Source organism: Synechococcus sp. MIT S9452, from assembly GCF_047304245.1.
Lineage (GTDB): Bacteria > Cyanobacteriota > Cyanobacteriia > PCC-6307 > Cyanobiaceae > RCC307.
This window is the reverse complement of the sequence record NZ_CP138956.1, coordinates 586,093-608,538: the sequence shown is the minus strand read 5'-3', so window position 1 is coordinate 608,538 and position 22,446 is coordinate 586,093. Positions and strand designations below refer to the sequence as shown.

Sequence of the window (22,446 nt, the reverse complement as noted above, 5' to 3'; positions counted from 1 at the left end):
CCGATGCGGTTAGGGGGGCGGCGGGATCGTAGGCCGATTCAAGTGGGCTGTGATCACCAACTGATCGCGGTGAACCACCACGCCCTGCAACCGATCGCTGCTGCAGCGGCTTAAGCCACGGGCCAATTCCTGGCCGCTGCTGCTGCGGATGCGCACGGGTTGTTGGGCCTCGAAGGAACCCTCGATGCCGCTCACCCCAACGGCCAAAAGCGATCCCCCCTGCTCGATGAGGGCCTTTTCAGCGCCGGCATCAATCAGCACGTCCGCTTCAGGCACCAGGGCATGGGCCAGCCAGCCTTTGCGATCAGGAATCGGTTCGGAGCTGGGCAAAAAGCGGGTGCCATGGTCACCACCACCGAGCAACTCACGCACCACAGCTGGGTTGCGTCCATTGCCGAGGCGAACCTGGATGCCGCTGGCGGTGGCGATGCGGGCCGCCGCCAACTTGGTGGTCATCCCACCGGTTCCCCAGCGGCCACCATCACCGGCGGCGGAGTCGAGGGCATTGAGTTCATCGAGGTCGCGTACCTCGCGAATCGGGCGGGCGTTGGCGTTGGCTTTCGGATCAGCGGAATACAGCCGATCGACATCGGTGAGCAACAGCAACTCATCGGCGCCAATGGCGACGGCAACCAGAGCCGAGAGGGTGTCGTTGTCGCCAAAGCGAAGCTCTTCGGTGGCGAGGGTGTCGTTCTCGTTGATGATCGGCAGCACATCCCAGCTCAGCAGCTGCAGCAGGGTGCGGCTGGCCTTGATGAACCGCCGCCGTGAGGCCAGATCCCCACGGGTGAGCAGCACCTGCGCCACGGTTTGGCCATGGGGCCGAAACACAGCGTCGTAGCGGGCCATCAGCTGGCCTTGGCCAATGGCTGCTGCCGCCTGCAGCTCCTCAACCAGTTGCGGCCGCTGCGCCAAGCCCAGCTCCTTGCAGCCCAAACCCACAGCTCCACTGGTGACCAACACCAGGCGCGTGCCGCGCTGCCTCTCGGCGCTGAGGTTGGCGGCTAGCGCCTGCAGAAATTCATCACCAGCCCTCAGCAGGCTGGTGCCCACCTTGACCACCAGGGTGCGCTGCGTCACTGGGGCAGACCGTTATCCACGCGCGCTCCGCACCAGCGGGCGAGGGTGCGCTCGCCGCGCTGCAGTCGGTCGTTGCGTGAGGCTTGACCGCTTACACCAATGGGATGCACCAGCACGGTGAACAGCCCCAAGCGGTTGCCAGCCAGCACGTCGGTGAACACCCGATCGCCGATCAGGGCCACCTGCTGCGCCGGCAATTGCAACTGCTCCAACACCTGCCTTAGGGGGCCGCGCCGCGGCTTGCCGGCACCAGCGGTATAAGGCAGCTCAAAGCTGTTGGCCACGGCCTCGATACGCCGGCGGCTGGGGTTGTTGCTGAACAGATGCAAACGGAACTGTTGGCGGGCGTCGTGGACCCAACGCACCACCCGCTCCGGCAGCACCTGGCTGTGGCGGGGAAGCAGGGTGCAATCCACATCGAGGACCAAGGATTCGATGCCGCGATCGCTGAACACCTCGAGCGGCAGATCGCAAAGGGTGCCCTGGGGCGCCCAGGTTGGTTCCAGCAGCCGCTTGAGGTTCAATCCTGGGACTCCCGCTCCTCCAGTTCGGCCTCGATGCGGGGTTGGATTCGCTCAAATTCATCGCCCTGCACCAGCTGGGCATGGCCGTTCTCCATGCGCGCCACCACAAAGAAGGGGTCTAAGGGGATGTAGAGGCCGTACTCCTGTTCAGCAACCAGAAAGCTCACCAGCAGCTCATACGTTTCGGCGTCGTCATCGTCGTCGTCATCGTCGGCGTCGATGTCGAGTTCTTCGGGGTCGGGTTCATCCAGCTCACCGGCCACGGTCAAGGTGACGGCCGAGCGCACCAGGCTCAGCTCATGCTCCTGCAGCACCACCTCGGCGGTGGAGAGCACCGGTTCACTCGCACTGGCGGGCTCGATCAGCTCTGGTTCGTCTTCATCGGAGAGACGAAACAGGCAGACGGGGGTGTCCACCGGGGTGAGCAAGGCGTAATCGTTGCCATCGAGGGGGATGAGTTGCTCGAGAAAGCAGAGCAGTTCTTGGCCTTGCCCGTCTTTGACATGGACCGTGGGCACATCACCACTGCCACTGATCGGGGTTTGCTCGCTCATCACCGCTTGGGATCCGCCTACAGCTTCCCCTACCGCATACGGGCTGTCAGTGGTTGGGGCCCGTGGCGGGGACAGGTTCCGGTCCGTCCTGCAGCCACTGCTGGAGCAACAAGGCCGCAGCGGCACTGTCGAGCCGCCCGCTGCGATCCCCATGCAGACCGTGCTGTTCGGCGGCCGCCCAGGTGCTGGAGTGCTCATTCACCCAGGCCACAGGCAGGCGCAAGCTTTGGGCGAGCCGTTCGCCATAGCGCCGGCAATGCTCGGCCTGGGGTGTGAAGGCCCCGTCTGGATCCAAGGGCAAGCCCACCACCAGCGCTACGCAGCGGCGTTGCTCCACCAGGGGTTTGAGCTGCTCCAGATCTTGATGGAAGCGGCCTCGCTGCAGGGCTGGCAGCGGGGTCACGCTTAGTCCGAGCGGATCACAACCAGCCAGGCCAATGCGGCGCCGGCCCACATCGAGCGCCAAAACCGAGCGGGCTTGCGGCGGCTGCTTCAGCGCCAAGGCATCGCGCCGGGCACTGGGCGCCCAGGCTGCAACTGCCCCACCAAACGCTCCAGGGTGCGGCTGGCCAACTCCCCAACCGCGGGGCTTTCCTGGCGGCGCCACAGGCTGCGGGCCATCACCAACTCCTCTTGCAGCGCCTTGGCGCCTTGGCTCTCGAGCCAAGTCATGCCGGCCTGGTTGCGCACTTCGCAGCGCAGGCTGATGGGCCAGTGGGGCTGGCAGCTTTGGCGCAGCAACTCAGCCAGCGGCGGCCCCATCAGCTGGCTCCAAGCGGGGTGCAAACTCAGCTCCACCTCCACACCATTGCTGTTGCTGCGCTTGAGCAGCCGGGCTGCTGCAACGGCTTGGTGGCGCTGGCTATCGACCAACAACAAGCTGCCGCTGCGCGCATCATCGAGCAGGTCTTCTCGGCGCAGATCCTGCATTTGACGCAGCAGGCTGGGGGTGGCGGAGAGCTCCAGTTGCAGCAACAAAGCGCTGTTGGTGCTGTTGAGCGCCTCGAGCTTGAGCTGTCCTGGTAGCTGCGGGCACCTCTCCAGCTGTTCCGCGTTGCTCAGGCGCCACACCTGCTGCTGTTGCAGGGTTTGGAAGCCCTGTTCGCGCAGGGCCGCCAGCACGGGGGTGTCATGGCTGCCGGCGCGGGCAATCCAGCTGAGGGCGCCAGGCACCCGTTGAATCACCTCACGAATGAGCAGGATCGTGGTGTCGGTGCGGCTTTGCACCCCGTCTTCCAGCAGCAGCTCATCGATCCGCCAGCAGGTGCCGCGGCGGTTGCAGGGCTCGGCCACCAACAAGCCAGCGAGGCCACCTGTGGGATGCAAGGCCACCAGGGCCACTGGCGGTGAGCTGGCGGATCTGTTGATCAGCTTGTTCAGCCGTTGGGGCCACTGCTGAAGCAGCAGTTGCTGCAGCCGAGGGCGTAGGGGGTGCCAATGGGCGCCTTGAAGCAACGCCAGGTGTTGGAGCCCCAGCGGTTGCAGCTTCAGCAGTTCGCACTGAGGGCCGATGGCCATCGCGCAACCCGTCCTTTCTGGATGCTATCGACGTTCTGCCTGCTGCGGACGCACCACCACCAACGGTGTGCGTTGGTTGGCATTGCCGGCCGGATTGGGCCGCAGTGCCCGCTCCAGCAGGGCCTCGTCACAACCTTGGCTCGCGGCCAGCACTTTCACCCGGCCGAGATCGTTCACGTCCACCACGGCGACGCCATGGCCAAGGGAGGCCGCCAGCTGCTCAACCAGCTCTTGGCTGCGCTCGGGACCGAGCACGATGGTTTGGTCGTAGGGGGGTGTTGAGCCGGTGACGTCGTCGATCAGCCGCGCCTGCTCGCCGGCCAGTCGGTAGAACCAGCCCTTGCTGCCCACCAACTTCAAGGCGGTGCCAATCAGCCAGGCCATCAGAACCCGAGCTGGGCCCACTTGATCGATCAGGGTTTGTAGTCCGCAAGCTGTGGCCAGGCTGCTGGTGGGGTGGAAGACGCGGCAGAGCTGGCGCGCCAGGCCAGAGACGTGCAGTTGGGAGGGGTGTTGGTAGCGGCCCTGCATCACCGCCAAGGGGCTCTCGGCCACGGTGAGGATGTCACCGCTTTGCATCACCGCAGCGCTGTAACGGCGCAGCACGGTTTCGATGTCGTCAAGGCGTCCTAAGAGGTGGGTGCGAACCGGCAGCACCTGGCAGCCATCGCCGGGATTCCAAACCGCATCGCTGGCCGTGAGCCGTTCGGGGTGGCGCAGCGGAACCAGGAAGCCATCACGCCGCAGCAGGCGACCAAAGGGTCCGTAGTTCCACCAGTGCACATCGACCCAGAGGGTGTCGAGCCGTTGCTCGAGATCAAGACCCTGCAATTCAAAGCTGATCGTTGCTTGCGTGCGCTTGTGGCCTTTGACGATGTAGGCGAACCAATAGCCGTCGTCGCGGGTTTCCTCGTCGGGGTGTTGGGGCGTGATGCGGCTGGTGATGGCGACATCGGCGAGATGACCACGGCCGAGCAGGGTGGGCACCACGGTGAGCTCGGGTACAAACACCTCCATGCGCTGATGGGAGTTGCTGATCTCCACACTCCCTTCAACAAACAGCCGCCCATTGCGCTGCTGCACACTCCAGTTCTGAGGTTTGATCTGCAGCGGTGAACGGGGCCGTAAGCGGTGACGCAACTCCAGCCACAGCAGCGTCAGCCCAAAGATCAGTAGCGCCACTAACAGCACGGAGAACAGCGAGCAGAGCGGTGAGTTCATCCGGTGGTGGCATTGCATTGCTGGCCGGAGGGTACCCGCTCCGGGCCAACGTTCCTAGCTTGTGAATGCGTGCAGCTTCGCCATGGCCCATCCAAGCGTCACCGCCTTCGTTGAACAAGCGTCAGGTAGCGACTCGCTGAAGCAGCGTTTGCAGTCGGCCAATCTCAGCGAACTGCTTGCGATTGCTCGCGAGCACGATTTGCACATGGGCGAAGCCGATGCCCTCTACGCCCATGCCAAGCACGGCATGGAGCTCTGGGGTGTTGGTCACGAGGTTGAGGCGCCTAAGCAATCCCCCAGTGCTCCGGTGGGCTCGCTGCTTGATCAGATCAAGACCAGCCCTGAGCTCAAGCAGAAACTGGAGAGTGCGAATCTCGAGCAGTTGCTGAGCATGGCCAAGGCCCACAACGTGGATCTCGGCCACGCCCAAGACCTCTACGACAAAGCGCGCGAGCAGTTGGAGATTTGGTGATGTGCCATCAGCTGCCGTAGCCGCTGTTGATCTCGTTGAAGCTGTTGCTGGAGCGCTCGGCTTGATCGTCAGGCAAAGCAATCCCCGTGGCATCGGACAGGGCTTGTTCGATGCTGCCCACATCCATGCGGCCATCAACGTCGTAGAGCACCTTGCCGCCTGTGCTCAGCACCAGCAGCTGCGGAACGGTGCCGCGCCAGTAATGGGAGGGATCGCTTGGCGCTGCCTTGGGATTCACGCTGTAGGGATCACTGGTCAAAGCAATCACCTCAGTGACCCGTCCCCAGCGGCCGTCGAGATCGGAGAGCAGGGGGGCGAAGTCTTTGCTGGCGGCACTGTCATCGAGATAGAAGGCCAGCAGGATCGGCTTCTCTCCAGTGAGGGCTTCCGCCAGGCTCAGCCTGGGGGGCACCAGGGCGCCATCACCGGCATAGAGGGCAAAGATGTTGCCGTCGTAGCTGTCGGTGCCGCGCGCCGCTTGAACAGGGCTCAACGGCAGCAAGAACACCACGGCAGCCAACAGGGCCGCCAGCCAATTGCGCAGGGTGATCAAGAGCGTTGTTCGCCAGAGGAAGGGGCATTCTGCAGGCCTTGCCCCAAACCTTGCATCACGCCGCGTCCCACCAGGCCGATGGCGCGACCCACCACGCGGGTGAGCAGCAGCACCATCAAGCCGCCAACACGGTTGATCAGCAGCTCCACTTGCGGGGCAAGGGCATCACGGGCTTCCAGCAGCAGGGTGAAGGCTTGCTGCCACCAGCTGAGTTGGCGAAGTTCGGCATCACGCAGGTCGCAGACCATGGTGGGCTCCACACGACCGGCTTGGATGTCAAACAACAGCCGGCGGCTCTCGTAGATCGCCAAGGGGCGTTCCACCAGGGTGTGCCAGCGCTCGGCACTGTTGATGCGATTGCGCAGTTGATCCAGTTGGCGCGTGGCCAACAGATCTGGAAGCAGCACGGCACGGCGCAGTTCAGGCCAGCCACTGCAGTTGTTGAGCAGTTCACGGCTGATCAGCTCGCCATTGCGAATGAGCCAGTTGCTCACCAAACGCTGCAGATGCAAGAGGGCTGCCGGTTCATCGGGAGCCTGCAAACCGCCATCGATTAACAGCGGACGACCTTCAATCAACGCCAGCAGGCTGGGCAGCAGGTCGGCGAGTTCTGGATCCTCTTGCTGCAGGTCACTGCTGGAGACCAGGGCATTACCGAGGTGCACCAAGGCACCGTCTCGGGGCAATTGGGTGTAGGCACCCACCAGTTGCTGCAGTGCGCGTTCACGCAGCAGAGGTTGCTGTCCGCTCCAGAGGCTGCTGGCCAATTTCGGGTCCTGCTGCAGCCGCTCCACCAGCAAACGGAACTCCAGCAGCAGGGCTTCAAACAGTTGGCGGCGACGCTCCGGCAGCAGCGCTTCTAAGGCCAGCAAGGGGCTGGGCTGGGCTTCATCGAGGCTGGCCACAGCGTTGGCTAGGCGCTCTTCGACGGTGTGAAGCACCGTGAGGCCCTTACGGTTGGCCAGCACGATCTGAAGCGGTTCAGCCGGGGCTGAGGCTTGGGCCTGGGAGATGGGCTCTTGCCCCCAAAGCAGATGCAGCACCTCACGGGCCATGCGCAGTTCACGCCGGCGTCCTTCCAATACAAACCGCTGCAGAGGATGGATCGGCGCCAGTTGAAGCACGGCGTTGATCTCCTCCAGTTCGCGCTCGATTTGATCAACGCCACTGCTGAGGAGACGATGGCCGAGGCCTTGGCCGCGGCGCTGCTGCTGGGTTGCCGATTGCGGTTGGAGCTCGATGACGCGACCACCAGCTGCGAGCACCTCAAGGGCTTCGGCAATCGCATCAGCGGCGGGTTGATCCAGCAGCCCCTCCACGGAGCGTTCCAGTAGCCATTGGCGCTGATAGCGGTGTTGCGCAGGCAGCACGAGCAACAGAGGCGTCTGGGGGCATTGCTGCCTCCATAGGCCTAATTCATGCTCAAGGGCGTTGGGTTCAATGGCCTCTTGCAGCAGCCACAAGAGCAGATCGGTGCCTGCGGTTGGGTTGGCTTGCCGCCCGCTGCTGGCAGTGACCTGCCAGGGGTTGGACTGCTCAGCGAGCTGGCGACTTAGCGATTCCGCGCCCCAACCCGATCCGATCAGCAGTAAGCGGCGTCCGGGCTGGACCGTCATGGGAGTGGTCGTCCTTGGAGGTTGAGGCTGCAGCTCTCGATGCTGTAGCCGGTGCGTTGTTCAATCGCCTCAACCAAATCAGCTGGAAGTTCGATGTCAAGGTCGCTGATCCGGCCACTGTCCAGGCAGGTGAGGTGGCTGTGTGGATCAGCTCGGTGGCCGTAAAGACGACCTTGTGCTTTTTCAAGGCACTCGATCACCCCATTGCTGTGGAGCGATTCCAGGTTCTGGTAAACGGAGGTATGGCCAATCCGGCGGCCGTCGGCATTGAGGCGATCAAAGATGTCGCGGGCGCTGAGATGCTCCCCCGAGCGCCACAGAATTTCCAACACCAAGCGGCGTTGGCGGCTGAGGCGTAGGCCCTGTTGGCGGCAGAGCCGGTAGGCCTCATCAAGCCCAGCGGTGGCGCTTATAGCAGGTGATCGACCTTGCATGACCCCATCTTATGGAGTCAGCAAGGGGTGCTTTGGGAGCTTGATGCGTCTTGTAGCCGGCCATCTCCCACCGCTTGGAGCGCTTCACTCAAGATCACCGTGCCGTCATAGAGGGCTCGGCCCACGATCACGCCGCTGACGCCCACGGGCAGCAGGCTGAGTAGATCGCTCACCGTGCCGATGCCGCCTGAGGCGATCACTGGTGTTGAGCTGGCGTCCACCATGGCCCGCAGCGCCGTGAGGTTGGGGCCACCCAAGGTGCCATCGGTGGCGATGTCGGTGCTGACAATCGCTGCCAGGCCAATGCCTTCAAAGCGTTTGGCCAGGCTGGTGGCGTCGGTGTCGGTGTCGGTGATCCAGCCGCGGGTGGCCACCTTGCCGTTGCGGGCATCGATCCCCACCACGATCCGGCCTGGATAACGGGCCGCGAGTTGCTCCACCAGTTCGGGTTGCTCTAGGGCCACGGTGCCGAGAATCACCCGGTCCAAGCCGAAGCTGAGCAGGGCTTCGGCTCGCTCGAGAGTGCGCACCCCGCCGCCGAGCTGCACAGGAATGGAGAGGGCTGCGGTGATGGCGCGGACAGCCGAATCATTGGTGGGCTGCCCGCTGCGGGCCCCATCGAGGTCCACCAAATGCAATCGGCTGGCCCCTTGGCGCTGCCATTCCAGGGCTTGTGCCACTGGGTCTTCGCTGAAGCGGGTGACCTGGTCGTAATCGCCTTGATGAAGCCTGACGCAGGAGCCTTGCAGCAGGTCGATGGCGGGAATGATCTGCATGGGGCAGGGCGATCACTGCCGCCATCCTCACCAACCGCCGTCAGCGCAGAATGCTGCGGCATCGAAGCGGGAGAACGATGGAAATCCTGATGATGGGTGGCACCCGCTTTGTTGGCCGGCCGCTGGTGGGTCATTTGTTGCGGGCTGGTCATCAGGTGTGCCTATTCACCCGCGGTAAGCAGTCCCTGCCCGAGGGGGTTGAACACATCCGTGGTGATCGCAGTGATGCCGAAGGTTTGGCGGCTCTCAAGGGGCGCCAGTTTGATGTGATCGTCGACAGCTCCGGCCGCACCTTGGCAGATACGCAAAGCGTGGTGGCCATCACCGGCGCCCCGCGTCATCGCCTTGTGTATGTGAGCTCAGCCGGCGTCTATGCCGACAACGCCCACTTGCCGCTTGATGAGTCGGCTCCCACCGACCCTGCCAGCCGCCACGCCGGCAAAGCGGAAACCGAATCCTGGCTGCAGACTGAAGGCATCCCCTTCACCAGCTTTCGCCCCACCTACATCTACGGGCCTGGGAACTACAACCCTGTTGAGAACTGGTTTTTTGATCGCATCGTGCACGGACGTCCCGTGCCGATTCCCGGTGATGGCACCACGATCACCCAGCTCGGCCATGTGGAAGATCTGGCCACCGCCATGGCCCGTTGCCTCGAGGTCGATGCTGCCGCGAATCGCATCTACAACTGCACCGATACCCATGGGGTGACCTTCCGCGGTTTGGTGGCCGCTGCAGCGCGCGCCTGCGGAAAGGATCCAGAGCAGGTGGAGCTGCGCAGCTTTGATCCCAGCGGCCTCGACCCCAAAGCCCGCAAAGCGTTCCCACTGCGGCTCACCCACTTCCTCACCTCAGTGGAGCGATTGAAGAAGGAGTTGGCCTGGACGCCGCAATTTGATCTCGAGGCTGGTTTGCGCGATAGCTACAGCAAAGACCACAGCCAGCGCGTTGGCGCTGAGGTGGATTTCAGCTGCGACGACAGCCTGTTTCAGGCCTGACGCGCATAGCCAATCGCTGACCACAAGGCGAGGACCAGCGAGGGCCAGAACAGCCACCAACCCAGGCTTTGCAGCAGCGCAGCCCATGGCCAGGCCGCTGGCCAGAGCATCAACAGCAGGGCGGCAAATTGCAGCACCGTTTTGGCCTTGGCGCTGGTTGATGCCGGTCCTCCGCTGCCCAGACCACTGCGCCAGCCGGTGATCAACAATTCGCGTGCCAAAAGCAACCAGATGGCCCACAGCGGCAGAATCTGCTCGGCGGCCAGCCAGAGCAGGGCAGCACTGATCAGGATCTTGTCGGTGAGCGGATCGAGCCGTGCACCCCAGCTGCTGCCGCCACCGGCGCGCCGTGCCAGCCAGCCATCGGCTGCATCACTGAGGCCGCCAAGCACCAGCAGCCACCACGCCAGTGCCGCTTGCCCAGCGATCAAGGCCAGCAGCATTGGTAGGCCGAGGACAGCGCGCGCCACCGTGAGGCCATCGGCTAACTGACGCAAGCGGACAGAACCCATCACGGAAGCAGAATGGGGGCAGACGGGATCAGCCCATGGTGGTGCAGCGCTTGGTGTCGGAGGTGATGACCCGGCCGGTGATCAGCGTGACGCCGCAGACTCCATTGCAAGACGCCGTCAAATTGCTGAGCGAGCACCACATCAGTGGCTTGCCAGTGGTGGACGGGAGCAAGCTCGTTGGTGAACTCAGTGAGCAGCAGCTGATGGCCCGTGAAACGGGTTTTGAGGCAGGCCCTTACGTGATGCTGCTCGACAGCGTGATTTATCTGAAAAACCCCCTGCAGTGGGACAAGGAAGTGCATCAGGTGCTGGGCAACAGCGTTGGTGAGCTGATGGCTGGCCACCCACATATCTGCAAGCCCGATCTGGCCTTGCCAGCGGCAGCCAAGCTGCTGCAGGACCTCCGCACCCAGAGGCTGTTTGTGGTGGATGGCCAGCAGGCCTTGGTGGGTGTGCTCACCCGTGGCGATGTGGTGCGTGCTTTGGCAGAAGCTGGCGCTTAGCGCAAGATCGGCAGTGATGAGGGCTCGGCCCAGTTGTTCGCTTGCGGCGGCAGGGCAGGCGGCAAGACGGGCAGCTCTGGTGCGCTCAGGTCGAGATCGGGCTCGATGATTGGGAAGCCATAGGGGTCGTAGGCCTCCAGTTCAGGGAGCTCAGGGGCTTCGCTGAAGGTTTCTGGGGAGGGCAGATCCGGCGGAAGCGGCGCTGGCATCACCGGTGTTTCCAAATCATTGAGATCGGTTGGGATCGCCGGGGCAATCGGGGCCTGTTGCAGCTCGGTGGGGTCGGCGGTGATCGGAGGTTCGCGGAAGGGTGCACCACTGGATGGCCGCGTTGGGCTCGGAGTTTTGCTGGGGCTCCAGATCAAGCGAGCCAGGGGCACCACGCCCTGCTCCATCAGGCGATTCAATCCGGCCAAGGCGCGATCAGCGAGTTGGCCGCTGAAGTCCATGCCGCAGGCGATGGGATTGCTGCAACCGCCCTGTGCATCCAGGGGGCTGAGGTTGGCCAGCAAATTCCCCTGCAAGTTGTAGGGGCGGCGCTCGAGTTTGAGCATGTAGGGCACATGCACAAAGCTGGTGGCACCGCCGCTAATCCAGTTGGCGTCTTCTTCGGTGAAGCCCTTCACGCCAGGAATGATGAAACGGCTCTTGGAGGCGTGGTCGGGCATGTAGGCCGCCACCAAGCCGCGGCTGCGGGCCATCGCTTTGGTTTGCTCGAGGGTGAGGCCGTCTCGGCTCATGAACACCTCCAGCCGGCCGTCATCGCGCAGGCCCATCACCATGCGAATGCGCGGCAGGTAATAGCGGATGCGCTGGCCCATGCTGACGCTGTAGGCGCCCTTGTAGCCGCTGGGAGCGGTGGCGAGATCGTTGTAGAGCTCGTGCAAACCGCCGATGAAGGTTTCGTAGCGGCGGGCCCGTTCTGGGGTTAATTCGCCGTAGCCGAAATCCACCTTGCCCCGGTAGTTGATGCCGATGAAGGCACGCTGCAAGGAGGCTGAGCGGTTGCGGGCCCGCCAGACCCGGTTGCCCAGCTTGATGTCGCCCAATGGAACGGTTTCTTCGCGGCCGTCATCGCTGTAGTGGCGCTCATACATCGGCCCGCTCACGAACGCCAAGCTGCCGCCATCGGCATAGGCGTCTTGTTCGCGGTCCCAGCCTTCAAACAGATCGAACTGAACCTTGCGGGGATCGAAATCGAGGGCGTAAACGTCTTTGTCGGGCAGATAGCGGAAGCTGTCGCTCACCATCGGCGCTAGCAGCTTGCTGTCGCTCTCTGGGGTCACCGTTTCCCGCTTGGGGTTGGTAGGGGCTATCGCGATCAAAAAGGTGAGGCCAGCCAAGGGCACACCCAGAGCACTCCAGAGCAGCCATCGCCAGGCGCGCGGCGCCGTGGGGGCCGCTATCGAGCCTTGTTCGCCTTGCTTGAGGCGCGCCGACGCCACCCCCGACGTTGCGGGCTGCCGTTCGGCAGTGGCAGCACTGTTTCGTCCGCGACGACCCATTGCTCTGATGACCTGTCAGCAGGGAACCCGCCAGTCAAACAACCAAACGCTGGTAAGACCAGCCGTGGAATTGATCTGACTAACGAAAAGCAGGGTAAGCGCATTTGATCACTCGCTTGTCTCAAAATGGACACAGGGTGCAAGTGGCCGCAGATGTTGAGCTGCCCCTCTGGCGGCTGTTCGGGCTCGTGACTCAGCCATAACCCATGCCTTGACTGGGATTGTTGCCCCTGCAGCTGGCCCAGGCGACGGCGGCGGTCATGGTTGCCCTCAACCCAGGTGATGGGGCAATTCAGCGACTCCAGCAGGGCTACCACCCGCGCTTCGAGCTCGCTGGATACCGCTTTGGGGTGGTGAACCAGATCGCCCAAGACGATCAACTCAGCCGGTTGCCAGCGCTGACATAGCTGGGCGATGCGCTCCAAATTCGCCCGTTCGTCGTCGCTGGGGATGGCAATGCCATGGGCTTGCAAATGATCCGCTTTACCCAGGTGCACATCGGCGATGAGCAGCAGCCGCTGCTGCTTCACCCAAACAGCCTTCTCGGGCAAAAACGCCAGGGTGTGCTCGTTCCATTGGAGGTTGCTGATGCTCACATTTCGGCTTTGTCAGCAAGTTTTCTGAACTCTGGCGAATTCATGATTTGCCTGCAAACAATCTCATTGCCGTATGGGGTGTGGTGATTTTGCCAAACAAGCGTTCTTTGTTTGGGTTGATTGACCGCTTCCCAGGTGTCGATGTAGCCGATGTTGTGCTTGTTCAACCGGTCTATTAATTGCTTTCTTCCATCCAAGTAAAAACTGTGTTGATTGTCGCCATATTGGATAAGAACCATCGCCGGGATTTCGTATATAGTTGAAAGCTCATTGATTTCGCTGATGATTTCCTCAATCACCTCATGATTTGAGGCGTTGTCTTGTGCGTAACGGGTTAATTGACGGGCTTGGATTTGGACAAAGCTTGGGTTTAGCTTGTTAGCTAAAAGCGAGTACTTGTAGATGAAACTCTCTAGACGATTTGGCGATTTATTCTCTGCTGGGGAGAATTTTGAGCCTGCCAGGTTTGGACTTGGTGCTGGAGCAAAAGCTAAATCCCCTTTTTGATCTTTAACCAGGGATGGGCTAGGGAATCCCATCATGTAGTCCATCCGGTCTCTAATGATATCGTCATAACTAACAATGGAAAGAATTAAGCCGTCGTAGCGATTTTCTTTGAGTAGTCTTCCAGCTCGCTTCAGGGCTTGGAGGCTTCCATAGCCACCAACACCACCGTTTAGCAGCTCGAGCTTGTTTTGGTTCTTGTTGAGGCATGATTGCCAGGTCTGGTCATTATTAACTTGATCGCCAAAGGTAAAGCTATCACCGACTGTCAGGATCTTTGTAGATGAATTATTCCTGGTCGATGTTCGTAGCTTGTCATCGTTAATTGAGAATCCCCAGTTTTGTTGATTTGGTCCATTGCTTATACCCTTGACAGACGAGCCCGCTACAAGATCGAATCCGATGCTCCGGTCGTATTGCGTGAATTCTGGTTTGCTGAAAGCTGTTGGATTAAGGCTGAATGTTTTTGTTAGGAAGGTTCTGTTACAGGCTGAACGGCAGGACTTGGCGTAACTGACCAGGCGAAATAAAACTTCCGCGAGTAATGGTAGTAGTACCAAGAATAAGCTGTAAAAAACAACGATTTTTGCTGTTTTAATACCTCGTCTTGCCTGCGTCATGCCTGAATTTGACCTTGGCTAACAATCTTGGCGCCATTAATTTTATCACGATCTTAAAAAAAGCGGAGTTTGACTCCAACTGCAATCATCAGTGCCCTTGCTGTGTTGTCAATATTTGATAGGACAGAGTGCATTTAACTTGTGCTTGATTTGTTTTAGTTTTCGTTGCTGCCGGTGTGCAAGCCGATCATGCGCGAGACGAACACCACCAGGAACAACTGGCTGACATAGGACTGGAAGTAATTGATCAGCTGGGCTGTGGTGGTGTTGACTGTGATCGGTCCGCCCAGGGTGGTGGTGCTGCCCATGCTCAGAAACAGCAGTTGGGAGTGATGCTTTATTTCCGGCAGGAAGTTGTAGGCACCCGGCTGCAGCTGATGGTTGATGGCATGAAGTTCAAAGCCAATCACGATCACGTTGGCGTAGCAGATGATGATGCCGAAGAGCACATCGGCGTTGATCGTTTCAATCCTCCAGATCCGGTAGAGGATGCGAATCAGCACCAGCATGGAAATAGCTGCCAGAACCGCATACACCAGCACATGGATGCCGGGATTGGCCCCGGAGCCAATCGGTGCCAGCTGCACCAGCAGCCAGAGCAGCAACACGATCGTGAAAATGTGGCGATAGAGGGCAATCAACCTCGGACGCTCCCCGCTGAGCTTGAGCCCCACGTAGCGATTGAAGAACTGCAGTGGTGCCAAAAGCATGAACAGCAGCACATCACCGCTGAGCTCAGTGGCATCGGGAAAAGCGATGCCAAGTAGAACCAATTCCGCCGTCATCAACACGGCGAGATGTTGAAACCGCAGCCCTTCAACGCGGGGGAGGAAGTCGTTGAGTAAGGGAGATCTCAAGCTTCGAGACGTTCCGCTTCCTTCATCATGCGTTGCACCCGCTCGAGCACGCTTTCGTTGCTCATCCGGTTGTTGAGGCGTTCCACTAGCAGCGGGAAGGCCAAGGGCCCCGGTCTCGAGGTGTTGATGTGAATGAACTCTTGCTGGCTAGCCCGCTCGAGGGCCTGCTGCAGGCGGGAGAGCTCGAGCTGATCATCAAGCACTTCACGGCGCGCTTGCTGCAACAACAGATTGGTCGGCTCGTGCTTTTCAAACACGTCAAACAGCAGTGATGCACTGATTTGCAACTGGCCTGTGCTTTTGCTGGAGCCGGGATAGCCCCGGTTCATCAGCCCGGCGATTTGGGCGATGGCGCGGAAGCGGCGGCGGCGCAACTCCGAGAGATTCAGCGCAGCCTCGAGGTCGTCTTCCAAGTTGCTGCAGTCGAGCAACTCGGCCTGGTGATCTTCGAGCAGTTCCGCCATGGGGTAGCTGCGTGGCGCCAACAGCTCAAAGCCGTAGTCGTTCACCGACACCGTGATCGTGCCGCGCTCAAGGCGGGTGAGCCGAGCTGCCCAGAGAAAACCAACGCCTTCATGCACAAAGCGGCCTTCAAAGGGATAGGCAAAGAGGTGGCTTCCTTCACGTGTGCGGCAGGTTTCCACAAGTAGCTGATCGGTTTGCGGCAACACCGAGAGATCCTGCTGCCGCGCAAAGAGCGGCTGCAGCGCCTGCAGTTCTGGGGTGTCGAGCTCGCCGCAGCTGGCCTTGGCCACCTCATGGCGCAGGTGGTGCGTGAGCAGATCTGAGAGGGCCATCTGGCCTCCGGCCCAAGCGGGAACCGTGCTGCTTTTGCGCGTGCTCAGCTTCACGTAGGCCGTCATGTCGCGCAGGCGCACGAATTCGAGTTGGCGTCCGGAGAAGAAGAACACATCTTTGGGCTTGAGCTGGCTGATGAAGGTTTCCTCCACATGGCCCAATACAGCCCCGCGCACAAAGCGCACCGTGATCGCTGGTGCGGCGGTAATCGTGCCGATGTTGAAGCGATGCAGCGTGGCCAAAGTGGTGCTGCTGATGCGGTAGCAGTTGCTCTCCTCGTCCCAGAGCAGCTTGCGGTAGTTGGGGTAGGCGCCAAGGCAATCACCGCCCTGCTCGAGAAAACGCAGGCACCACTGCCATTGGCTGGGGCTCAGGCCAGCAAAGGCCGCGGCTGATTGCACTGCCGCCAAGGTGGCCGCCGGTTCAAAGCCAGGGCCGCAGGCCAAGCTCGTGAGGTGTTGCAACAACACATCCAAGGGCGCCTGCGGTGGTTTGCGCTGCTCCACCAAGCCCTCGGAGAGCGCAAGCCGAACAGCGCTCACCTCGAGAAGCTCCAGGGCATTGGTGGGCATGAACAGCACCTGGGAGGTGCCACCGGGAAGGTGGGCTGAGCGGCCCGCCCGCTGCAGCAAGCGCGCCAGGTTTTTGGGGCTGCCGATCTGCACCACCCGCTCCACCGGTTGAAAGTCAACGCCGAGATCCAGGGAGCTGGTGCACACCACCCAGCGGATGTCTCCAGCCTTCACGGCTGCTTCGATCGCTTCGCGTTCGCTCCGGTCGATGGCGCTGTGGTGCAACGCCATGGCCCCATCCATCTCCGGGCAGGCAAAGCGCAGGCACTGGTACCAACGCTCCGATTGGTTGCGGGTGTTGGTGAACAGAAGAGTGCTGATCCCCGGGTGCATGGCTCCAACGAGCTCCTCGTACATGCGCAAGCCCAAGTGGCCTGCCCAAGGGAAGCCGTCGATGCTGTCTGGCAGCAGGCTGCGGATTTCGGTGCTGCGGCTGGGGGCGCCGCCAATGATTAATGGCTCACTCCCCACACCCAGGGCATGGGTTGCCGCCTGCTCGAGATTGCCAATCGTGGCGCTGATGGCCCAGGTTTGAAGCGCTGGCCGCTGCTGCCGCAGCCAGCTCAGGCACAGCTCGCATTGGCTGCCGCGCTTGCTGCCCATCAGCTCGTGCCATTCATCGAGCACCACGGCATCGAGCTGGCCAAACAGCTCCTCGGCTTTGCGGTTGCAGAGCAGGAGGGTGAGCGATTCGGGTGTGGTGATCAAGATCTGGGGCGGCGCTTTGAGTTGCTTGCTGCGCTCTGAGCTGCTGCTGTCGCCATTGCGAATGCCAACCCGCAGCGGCCAGCCCATGGCTTCAATCGGTTTAGAGATGGCCAGGGCCAGATCACGGCTGAGGGCACGCAGCGGTGTGATGTAGAGCAAGCGCAACCCTTTTGGGGCAGGGCTCTCCGCCAACATCCGCGCGATCGGCCCCATCACGGCAGCAAAGGTTTTGCCCGATCCAGTTGGCACTTGGATCAGCCCGCTCTTGCCCTCCAAATAGGCCTGCCAGCAGCGGCGTTGAAACGGCAGCGGCGTCCAGCCCTGGGCCTCAAACCACGCTTCAATCGGCTGCAGGGTTGTCATTGCTGCAGCAATGCCTCCGCTATTTGCAGTGTGTCGGCTTCATCGGCGGGTTTGTCCTGGCGCCAGCGCATGATGCGCGGAAAGCGCACCGCGATGCCTGATTTATGGCGACTGGAGGCATGGATCCCTTCAAAGCCAATTTCAAACACCTGTTCGGCTTTCACCGATCGCACCGGGCCAAAGCGCTGCACGGTGTTGCGGCGAATCCAGCGGTCGAGTTGGTTGATCTCTTGATCGTTGAGGCCGGAGTAGGCCTTGGCAAAGGTCACCAGCGCCGGCGGTTGCTGGCCATTCCAAAGCGCAAAGGTGTAGTCGGTGAAAAGGTTGGCGCGGCGGCCGCTGCCGGCTTGGGCATAAATCAGCACCGCATCCAGGCTGAGGGGATCCAATTTGTGCTTCCACCAATGCCCGCGCTTGCGCCCCTCGAGGTAAGGAGAGTCCAAGGCTTTCAGCATTAGGCCTTCGGCTGCATGGGCGCGGGCCTGTGATCGCCACTGCTCCAGCGCCTGCCAGCTGTCGATCGTCAACGTTGCCGAGAGCCGCAGGTTGCCGCTCCAGTTCTTGGCCATGGCCTCCAGTTGTTGGCGCCGTTGGCGCAGCGGTTGGCTCCGGAGGTCCTTGCCACCAGCTTCGAGCAGGTCGTAGCTGATCAAAGCTGCGGGGCAGTCGGTGAGCAAGCTGCGGCCAGGACTTTTGCGGCCAAGCCGGCGTTGAAGGGCGCCGAAGTCTTGAGGTTGATCACTGCCGGTTGGCCACACCAGCAGCTCGCCATCGAGCACCGTGCCATCGCTGAGCTGATCGGCCAGTTGCACCACATCGGGAAAGGCTTGATTGATCAACTCCTCGCCGCGGCTCCACAGGAAAACCTCCCCCTGCCGGCGAATCAATTGGGCCCGAATGCCATCCCACTTCCACTCCGTTTGCCAGTGATCGGCTTGCCATGGCGGGGCGTTCTCCCTCTCCCAAGGGCTGGCCAGAAAGAACGGATAGGGGCGACCAGGCGGCGGACCACCGGCTTCCTCTTCGGAATTCATCAGTTGCTCAAAGGTGGCTGCGCTTGGCTCGATGCCACCCATCAAGCGCTGGGCGATGGTGCTGGGCTCTACACCGGCCGCTGCCGCCAGCGCTTTTTGCACCAAACCGCTGCTGACTCCAACGCGAAAGCCACCACTGAGCAGCTTGCTGAGCAGATAAATGTCGTCTTGGCAGAGCCCATCCCAGAGCGCCGCCAGCGCCGTGTCTTGCTGCTCGGTGTCCAGTGCCGCCAACTCAGGCAGGCTGCGCTCCATCCATTGATGCAGCGATTGATCAACGGCTTGCCTATCGCCAGCTGGAAGGGTGAGGGCAACCGTTTCGGCGCTGTCGCCCACTTGGGCATGGCAGTCGTCAAATACCCATGGCGGCAGGCCGCTGAGTTGCTGGGCCACCTGGCGTAGGCGCCGGCCTGTGATCAGACGCCGGCGGCGTTTACCCAGCAACAACTCCAGCCCCCAGGCGGCATCAGCTGCTGGCGCATCTCGGAAATAGTTCTCCAGCAGTTGCTGTTTGGCACTGGTGCCCGTGGTGCGATCAAGCCCTTGCAACAGCTGTTGAAAACGCCGCATCAGCCGCTGCAGAGCGCGGAAATCTCACCACAATGAAACCAGCAGCCGCGATGGGGTGATGGGCCGCAGCCTGGCCGTGGTTCTTGCTCTCGCCGGTGCAGTGGTTGGCGCGGCTGCCCTGTGGCCACTGCCCCAGGAGCCCGAGCCGCTGAGTTGGGACCCTCAGCCAGAGCTGATTCCTCCCCAACCCATTGTTCTGCCACCGGCGCGTGAGCAGCTGGTGGAGTTTCTACCGGATCAGAGCATCCGGTTGTTGCGCCCGACTGGCAGAGAGATCACGGTGCGCTATTCCGCTGTGGTGGCTGATCCCCAATGGGTTGATGTCGCTTTTTACGGCGGCTGGGAGCGGGAACTGGAAGCCAATGAAGACAGCAGTGCCTTGGCCTTCGTCACAGGGCCCACCTATGAGCGGCAGCAGGGCTTCAATGATTTAGGGATTGCCTTGCACGGCGATTTGCTGCTGGCCAATGGCCAGTGGGATGCCGGCAACCGGGCCGCGGCACGTCAGCGCGCCTACTGGGCGATCACCAATGGTGGAGAGCTGGAGTTTGGCTATGGGCGACTGCCCCGGGAAGAGTCCAGCCGCTACCGGATCTTTGTCGGCGGCTTGCATGCGTTTCACCATCCCGAAGCCGTGCCGCCTGAGAGCTACAAGGGTGTTTATCAAGGCATGACCTTGGCGGATGTGCGCATCGTCTATGCCTGGCGAGACGATGGCCGTTTGGAGCTGCTGGAAACAGCGGATGGACTGCTGTTCAGTGATCTGGAGTTGCTAGTGAAAGCCCGTGGTTTCCGCGCCGCTTACTTGCCTGATCACGCCTCAAAATCACGGCTGATCATTCCTGGCCAGAAGCTGTGGAGTGATGAGCAGGCGCTTTGGGTGAGCGGCGGCCGGCTGGACATCATCCCGCTGCCGTTCATGCTGAAACTGCAACCCAGCCGCGCTTGGTATGAGGCCTCCAATCGGCTCTGAATTTCGGCTCTATTTCGAGCGCACCCTGGGCGTGGGCTGCGGGGTGGGGGTGCTGCTGGCGTTGCCAGCTGTTGTGTTGGTGCTGCTGTTTTTGCTTTGGGCACCTGCCCTCAATCTGCTCAGCCGCAGCGAGCACAAGCAATGGCAACGCTGCACCGCTGAGCATGGCCAAGGCCTGAAGGGGTTCGTGCCTGGCCATCTCGAGCGCCAGTGCGGCGCCGAGCCGCCACGATTTTTTTGGCAGGGCACTCAGCCTTGATCAGCGGCACACTTCGCTGGTTTGTTCGTTGGGTGTGCTGAGCGGGCCGCAATTAAACCAGCGCACAAAACGCACCTCGATATCGGTGCAAGCGACCATCACGCCAAGGATCAACAGCAGGACCCCGATGATTGGCAGGGTGCGATTCATCGGCAACCAAACAGGCCCCTTCATGCTGGCGCTTCGGCCTAGTCGCCGCCACAACGATCGCTTTAACCCAAGGCTTTGAGGGGCTGAATGGCGAAGGCCACCGCCAAGCTCACGACAATGCCAATCCCTGCCTTGAACACATCACGTCCCAGCACTGCATTGAGCGGTTGACGATCAATGAGATGCAGTCGCCAGCGGATGGCGATTTCTCGGCCAGCTAGGAGCCCGAGAAACACCCAGGTGGTGCTGAGCGGGAAGGTGCTGATGCTGGCTTTCCAAAACAACACGCAGCCAAATAGGAAGTCGATCACCGTGGCGGAGCGCAGATCTCCGGTGTTGATCTTGTTGCGTACCACCCCTTGGATCGGACCACCACCGATGGCCACCAGCACGCAGAGGCCAACACAGAGCATCAGCGTGGCCGCCAACATGCTGCTGAGGTTCAACTCTCTTGGCAGGTAGACAAAGATGTTGGCCATGTCTTGCACTAGCCATTGGCTCCACAGCCAACCGGTGGAGGTCCATTGCAAGGCCAGCCAAAGGTTGCGGTTCTGCAGCGGACTGTTTAAAACCGTCCGCTCCAACAGCCACATCAGTGCTCCATAGACCACCAGGGCCATGGCAAAAGCCATGAGATAGCCGGCCAGTGAATGGAGCAACAAGCTGGTGGTGTTCTTCGGAACGAACGCGGAGAGCACCAGAAACGATGTGCTCACCGGGGCGCCCCATTGGGTGAGGGCCAGAACCGCGATCGGGGGCAGCAGATACACCCAATTGACATTCTCTGGCAGGGGAAAGTTGTCGAGTCGGCCCCAGGCCGGATCTGCCAAACCAGCGCCCGATGGATGCAGGATCCAGCCGATCAACATCACCGCTGCGGCGACCCCGCAGATGAACAACATCTGCAGAGCTTTGGGGGTTCGCTGTTGATTGCTGGAGAGGTAGGTGCCGAGGGTTTGCAGCGAGTCGTTGGCAACCACGGAGTAGGCCGCCAGTAAAAATCCAATGATCTGGATGGTGTTGGCGTCCACAACCTGGAGGATTGTTGCCCCAGTCTTAAAGCACAGCGTTTGGGCTTGGGTTATTCATCGCTTGCTGAACTGGTCTTAAACAGCACAAAGCCCGGAGCTGTTGACCCCGGGCTGTGGTGAATGCAATTCGGAACTGCCGGCGCTGGCCTCCTGGGGCCATGGGATCCAGAGGGGTCTCCAAAAGCCTGGGGGCACCTGTGGCGGTGCATCGGGCTTGGCTTTTCAGCCTGAAGACCTGAAATCGGATGAGACTGTTGGAGCAGGGGGCCGGATCGTCAGCGCGCTCCTGGCATCTGCTGCGGTGGGGTGTCGTCCATTGCTGGGCCCTCCTGAATCGGAAAGCGGAACGGAGAAGTGGTGCTGGAGCGCCTGAGGTTCAACTCAGTTCCAACCACTCCTCCGTGTCCACATGCTCAATCTGTTCTCGCGTGTGCCATGTCACAAGCCGTTCTTAACCAGGCTTCTTGCTTCTTAGCTGTCCTTCATTGTTGAAGCGCCAGCTTTGCTTCCCTTGTCGTTTGGTATGGCCCGTCCCAGCCTCTATCTGGCCTCTCCCTATGGCTTTGCGCCGCAATGGAAAGAGCAGCTGTTACCCCAGTTCTGCGAGGCGTTGGAGTCGTTAGGTGCTGAGGTGTGGGAGCCCTTTGAGCGCAACAACCAAATTGATCTAAGCAAGCCTGGTTGGGCGTATCAGGTGGCGCGTGCTGATGTGCGTGACGTGGAGCAGGCCGATGGCATTTTTGCGATCGTCAATGGAACGCCCCCTGATGAGGGGGTGATGGTGGAGCTGGGAATCGCCATTGCGCTCCACAAGCCGATTTTTTTGTTTCGAGATGATTTCCGCGTCTGCAGCGATTCGGAGGATTACCCGCTCAATTTGATGCTGTTTGCTGGGCTGCCCGAGCACAGCTGGCGCGAGCACTTCTACAGCTCCATCGCTGAATTGGCTGATCCCGCCAAAGCCTTGGTGCGCTGGCTCAGCTCGGCTGCCGCTCGCTGAGGTCCAGCAACAAATTCAACAGGGTGTCGAGCTCGCGCACTTCGCAGTAGCGATCCCAGTCATCGCAGGTGATAACGCTGCGAAATTCCCGGAAGGCCTCCAAGACTTCGCTGAACTCCTCCTCCATGGCACTGCTTGCTAGAAG

At 61.2% G+C, this 22,446-nt stretch carries 26 protein-coding genes; 6 read left to right on the top strand and 20 right to left on the bottom strand.

From position 1 onward, the window contains the following. Window positions 1-9: 9 nt before the first annotated feature. Genes proB through SIB46_RS03285 form a run of 6 tightly spaced genes read right to left on the bottom strand, consistent with a single transcriptional unit; the run spans window position 10 to window position 4,897 of the window. Window positions 10-1,080 carry a glutamate 5-kinase gene (gene proB, locus SIB46_RS03310; protein ID WP_413297133.1) on the bottom strand — a complete coding sequence of 357 codons (1,071 nt, stop codon included), beginning with the start codon at window positions 1,078-1,080 and terminating at the stop codon, window positions 10-12. Beyond that, the gene (locus SIB46_RS03305; protein WP_413297132.1) at window positions 1,077-1,604 is read right to left on the bottom strand and encodes a YqeG family HAD IIIA-type phosphatase; all 528 of its coding nucleotides are present in this window, start codon (window positions 1,602-1,604) and stop codon (window positions 1,077-1,079) included. The genes proB and SIB46_RS03305 overlap by 4 nt, the downstream gene beginning before the upstream one ends. After that, window positions 1,601-2,158 carry a DUF3727 domain-containing protein gene (locus SIB46_RS03300; RefSeq protein ID WP_413297131.1) on the bottom strand — a complete coding sequence of 186 codons (558 nt, stop codon included), beginning with the start codon at window positions 2,156-2,158 and terminating at the stop codon, window positions 1,601-1,603. The genes SIB46_RS03305 and SIB46_RS03300 overlap by 4 nt, the downstream gene beginning before the upstream one ends. 46 nt (window positions 2,159-2,204) lie before the next feature. Continuing rightward, window positions 2,205-2,660 carry a Holliday junction resolvase RuvX gene (gene ruvX / locus SIB46_RS03295; protein ID WP_413297130.1) on the bottom strand — a complete coding sequence of 152 codons (456 nt, stop codon included), beginning with the start codon at window positions 2,658-2,660 and terminating at the stop codon, window positions 2,205-2,207. Next, complete coding sequence (locus tag SIB46_RS03290) at window positions 2,651-3,676, bottom strand: hypothetical protein (RefSeq protein WP_413297129.1); 1,026 nt, start codon at window positions 3,674-3,676, stop codon at window positions 2,651-2,653. Before SIB46_RS03290 ends, ruvX begins: the two co-directional genes overlap by 10 nt. A gap of 24 nt (window positions 3,677-3,700) precedes the next feature. After that, a complete protein-coding gene (locus SIB46_RS03285; protein WP_413297128.1) occupies window positions 3,701-4,897 on the bottom strand; it encodes a F420-0:Gamma-glutamyl ligase in 1,197 nt (398 codons plus the stop codon). An 82-nt stretch (window positions 4,898-4,979) separates the two neighbouring features. On the opposite strand from SIB46_RS03285, the gene SIB46_RS03280 reads away from it, so the two are divergent. Then, window positions 4,980-5,369, top strand: coding sequence for a Nif11-like leader peptide family natural product precursor (locus tag SIB46_RS03280; protein ID WP_413297127.1), 390 nt, complete (start codon window positions 4,980-4,982; stop codon window positions 5,367-5,369). Between the two features lie 7 nt (window positions 5,370-5,376). Here SIB46_RS03280 and SIB46_RS03275 read toward each other — a convergent pair whose 3' ends face one another. Genes SIB46_RS03275 through hisA form a run of 4 tightly spaced genes read right to left on the bottom strand, consistent with a single transcriptional unit; the run spans window position 5,377 to window position 8,748 of the window. Continuing rightward, the gene (locus SIB46_RS03275; RefSeq protein WP_413297126.1) at window positions 5,377-5,922 is read right to left on the bottom strand and encodes a thylakoid membrane photosystem I accumulation factor; all 546 of its coding nucleotides are present in this window, start codon (window positions 5,920-5,922) and stop codon (window positions 5,377-5,379) included. Further along, window positions 5,919-7,538 carry a DUF3685 domain-containing protein gene (locus SIB46_RS03270; protein WP_413297125.1) on the bottom strand — a complete coding sequence of 540 codons (1,620 nt, stop codon included), beginning with the start codon at window positions 7,536-7,538 and terminating at the stop codon, window positions 5,919-5,921. The genes SIB46_RS03275 and SIB46_RS03270 overlap by 4 nt, the downstream gene beginning before the upstream one ends. Next, window positions 7,535-7,972, bottom strand: coding sequence for a Fur family transcriptional regulator (locus SIB46_RS03265; protein ID WP_413297124.1), 438 nt, complete (start codon window positions 7,970-7,972; stop codon window positions 7,535-7,537). Before SIB46_RS03265 ends, SIB46_RS03270 begins: the two co-directional genes overlap by 4 nt. Before the next feature lie 17 nt (window positions 7,973-7,989). Further along, entirely contained in the window at window positions 7,990-8,748 is a 759-nt protein-coding gene (hisA, locus tag SIB46_RS03260; protein WP_413297123.1) for a 1-(5-phosphoribosyl)-5-[(5-phosphoribosylamino)methylideneamino]imidazole-4-carboxamide isomerase, read from the bottom strand. A gap of 77 nt (window positions 8,749-8,825) precedes the next feature. Here hisA and SIB46_RS03255 point away from each other — a divergent pair, with 77 nt between their 5' ends. Then, window positions 8,826-9,746, top strand: coding sequence for an NAD-dependent epimerase/dehydratase family protein (locus SIB46_RS03255; protein ID WP_413297122.1), 921 nt, complete (start codon window positions 8,826-8,828; stop codon window positions 9,744-9,746). Here the strand turns inward: SIB46_RS03255 and SIB46_RS03250 are convergent. Further along, window positions 9,737-10,258, bottom strand: coding sequence for a CDP-alcohol phosphatidyltransferase family protein (locus SIB46_RS03250; RefSeq protein ID WP_413297121.1), 522 nt, complete (start codon window positions 10,256-10,258; stop codon window positions 9,737-9,739). The two genes, SIB46_RS03255 and SIB46_RS03250, sit on opposite strands and share 10 nt — an antisense overlap. Before the next feature lie 35 nt (window positions 10,259-10,293). Here SIB46_RS03250 and SIB46_RS03245 point away from each other — a divergent pair, with 35 nt between their 5' ends. Continuing rightward, window positions 10,294-10,761 carry a CBS domain-containing protein gene (locus SIB46_RS03245; protein WP_413297120.1) on the top strand — a complete coding sequence of 156 codons (468 nt, stop codon included), beginning with the start codon at window positions 10,294-10,296 and terminating at the stop codon, window positions 10,759-10,761. Here SIB46_RS03245 and SIB46_RS03240 read toward each other — a convergent pair. The 6 genes from SIB46_RS03240 to SIB46_RS03215 all read right to left on the bottom strand — a co-directional run bounded on the left by SIB46_RS03240 (window position 10,758) and on the right by SIB46_RS03215 (window position 18,888). Further along, window positions 10,758-12,206 carry a hypothetical protein gene (locus SIB46_RS03240; RefSeq protein WP_413297119.1) on the bottom strand — a complete coding sequence of 483 codons (1,449 nt, stop codon included), beginning with the start codon at window positions 12,204-12,206 and terminating at the stop codon, window positions 10,758-10,760. The genes SIB46_RS03245 and SIB46_RS03240 overlap by 4 nt on opposite strands. Continuing rightward, the gene (gene pdeM / locus SIB46_RS03235; protein WP_413297118.1) at window positions 12,164-12,862 is read right to left on the bottom strand and encodes a ligase-associated DNA damage response endonuclease PdeM; all 699 of its coding nucleotides are present in this window, start codon (window positions 12,860-12,862) and stop codon (window positions 12,164-12,166) included. The genes SIB46_RS03240 and pdeM overlap by 43 nt, the downstream gene beginning before the upstream one ends. Then, window positions 12,859-13,986, bottom strand: coding sequence for a hypothetical protein (locus SIB46_RS03230; RefSeq protein WP_413297117.1), 1,128 nt, complete (start codon window positions 13,984-13,986; stop codon window positions 12,859-12,861). Before SIB46_RS03230 ends, pdeM begins: the two co-directional genes overlap by 4 nt. 155 nt (window positions 13,987-14,141) lie before the next feature. After that, window positions 14,142-14,843 (bottom strand): hypothetical protein, encoded by a 702-nt coding sequence (locus tag SIB46_RS03225; RefSeq protein WP_413297116.1) that lies wholly within the window; start codon window positions 14,841-14,843, stop codon window positions 14,142-14,144. Further along, the gene (locus SIB46_RS03220) at window positions 14,840-17,284 is read right to left on the bottom strand and encodes a ligase-associated DNA damage response DEXH box helicase (protein ID WP_413297115.1); all 2,445 of its coding nucleotides are present in this window, start codon (window positions 17,282-17,284) and stop codon (window positions 14,840-14,842) included. The genes SIB46_RS03225 and SIB46_RS03220 overlap by 4 nt, the downstream gene beginning before the upstream one ends. Beyond that, on the bottom strand, window positions 17,281-18,888 hold the full coding sequence (locus SIB46_RS03215) for an ATP-dependent DNA ligase (RefSeq protein WP_413297114.1): 1,608 nt from the start codon (window positions 18,886-18,888) through the stop codon (window positions 17,281-17,283). Before SIB46_RS03215 ends, SIB46_RS03220 begins: the two co-directional genes overlap by 4 nt. A 58-nt stretch (window positions 18,889-18,946) precedes the next feature. Between SIB46_RS03215 and SIB46_RS03210 the strand changes: the two genes are divergently transcribed. Beyond that, window positions 18,947-19,861, top strand: coding sequence for a hypothetical protein (locus SIB46_RS03210; RefSeq protein ID WP_413297113.1), 915 nt, complete (start codon window positions 18,947-18,949; stop codon window positions 19,859-19,861). Next, window positions 19,839-20,120, top strand: coding sequence for a hypothetical protein (locus tag SIB46_RS03205; RefSeq protein ID WP_413297112.1), 282 nt, complete (start codon window positions 19,839-19,841; stop codon window positions 20,118-20,120). Before SIB46_RS03210 ends, SIB46_RS03205 begins: the two co-directional genes overlap by 23 nt. Here SIB46_RS03205 and SIB46_RS03200 read toward each other — a convergent pair whose 3' ends face one another. Together SIB46_RS03200 and SIB46_RS03195 are read right to left on the bottom strand one after the other, a co-directional pair. Then, the gene (locus tag SIB46_RS03200; RefSeq protein WP_413297111.1) at window positions 20,121-20,294 is read right to left on the bottom strand and encodes a hypothetical protein; all 174 of its coding nucleotides are present in this window, start codon (window positions 20,292-20,294) and stop codon (window positions 20,121-20,123) included. It lies immediately after the preceding gene. A gap of 38 nt (window positions 20,295-20,332) precedes the next feature. Then, window positions 20,333-21,301, bottom strand: coding sequence for a hypothetical protein (locus SIB46_RS03195; protein WP_413297110.1), 969 nt, complete (start codon window positions 21,299-21,301; stop codon window positions 20,333-20,335). Between the two features lie 523 nt (window positions 21,302-21,824). Here SIB46_RS03195 and SIB46_RS03190 point away from each other — a divergent pair. Next, on the top strand, window positions 21,825-22,301 hold the full coding sequence (locus SIB46_RS03190; protein WP_413297109.1) for a nucleoside 2-deoxyribosyltransferase: 477 nt from the start codon (window positions 21,825-21,827) through the stop codon (window positions 22,299-22,301). Here the strand turns inward: SIB46_RS03190 and SIB46_RS03185 are convergent. Continuing rightward, entirely contained in the window at window positions 22,279-22,428 is a 150-nt protein-coding gene (locus SIB46_RS03185) for a hypothetical protein (RefSeq protein ID WP_413297108.1), read from the bottom strand. The two genes, SIB46_RS03190 and SIB46_RS03185, sit on opposite strands and share 23 nt — an antisense overlap. Window positions 22,429-22,446: the final 18 nt, after the last annotated feature.

Excerpts from the sequence above, each read along its gene's own strand:
- SIB46_RS03300 (WP_413297131.1), bottom strand. The coding sequence starts at position 2,158 with ATGAGCGAGCAAACCCCGATCAGTGGCAGTGGTGATGTGCCCACGGTC.
- SIB46_RS03290 (WP_413297129.1), bottom strand. The coding sequence starts at position 3,676 with ATGGCCATCGGCCCTCAGTGCGAACTGCTGAAGCTGCAACCGCTGGGG.
- SIB46_RS03285 (WP_413297128.1), bottom strand. The coding sequence starts at position 4,897 with ATGAACTCACCGCTCTGCTCGCTGTTCTCCGTGCTGTTAGTGGCGCTA.
- SIB46_RS03280 (WP_413297127.1), top strand. The coding sequence starts at position 4,980 with ATGGCCCATCCAAGCGTCACCGCCTTCGTTGAACAAGCGTCAGGTAGC.
- SIB46_RS03270 (WP_413297125.1), bottom strand. The coding sequence starts at position 7,538 with ATGACGGTCCAGCCCGGACGCCGCTTACTGCTGATCGGATCGGGTTGG.
- SIB46_RS03265 (WP_413297124.1), bottom strand. The coding sequence starts at position 7,972 with ATGCAAGGTCGATCACCTGCTATAAGCGCCACCGCTGGGCTTGATGAG.
- hisA (WP_413297123.1), bottom strand. The coding sequence starts at position 8,748 with ATGCAGATCATTCCCGCCATCGACCTGCTGCAAGGCTCCTGCGTCAGG.
- SIB46_RS03255 (WP_413297122.1), top strand. The coding sequence starts at position 8,826 with ATGGAAATCCTGATGATGGGTGGCACCCGCTTTGTTGGCCGGCCGCTG.
- SIB46_RS03250 (WP_413297121.1), bottom strand. The coding sequence starts at position 10,258 with ATGGGTTCTGTCCGCTTGCGTCAGTTAGCCGATGGCCTCACGGTGGCG.
- SIB46_RS03245 (WP_413297120.1), top strand. The coding sequence starts at position 10,294 with ATGGTGGTGCAGCGCTTGGTGTCGGAGGTGATGACCCGGCCGGTGATC.
- SIB46_RS03230 (WP_413297117.1), bottom strand. The coding sequence starts at position 13,986 with ATGACGCAGGCAAGACGAGGTATTAAAACAGCAAAAATCGTTGTTTTT.
- SIB46_RS03220 (WP_413297115.1), bottom strand. The coding sequence starts at position 17,284 with ATGACAACCCTGCAGCCGATTGAAGCGTGGTTTGAGGCCCAGGGCTGG.
- SIB46_RS03215 (WP_413297114.1), bottom strand. The coding sequence starts at position 18,888 with ATGCGGCGTTTTCAACAGCTGTTGCAAGGGCTTGATCGCACCACGGGC.
- SIB46_RS03210 (WP_413297113.1), top strand. The coding sequence starts at position 18,947 with ATGGGCCGCAGCCTGGCCGTGGTTCTTGCTCTCGCCGGTGCAGTGGTT.
- SIB46_RS03205 (WP_413297112.1), top strand. The coding sequence starts at position 19,839 with ATGAGGCCTCCAATCGGCTCTGAATTTCGGCTCTATTTCGAGCGCACC.
- SIB46_RS03200 (WP_413297111.1), bottom strand. The coding sequence starts at position 20,294 with ATGAAGGGGCCTGTTTGGTTGCCGATGAATCGCACCCTGCCAATCATC.
- SIB46_RS03190 (WP_413297109.1), top strand. The coding sequence starts at position 21,825 with ATGGCCCGTCCCAGCCTCTATCTGGCCTCTCCCTATGGCTTTGCGCCG.
- SIB46_RS03185 (WP_413297108.1), bottom strand. The coding sequence starts at position 22,428 with ATGGAGGAGGAGTTCAGCGAAGTCTTGGAGGCCTTCCGGGAATTTCGC.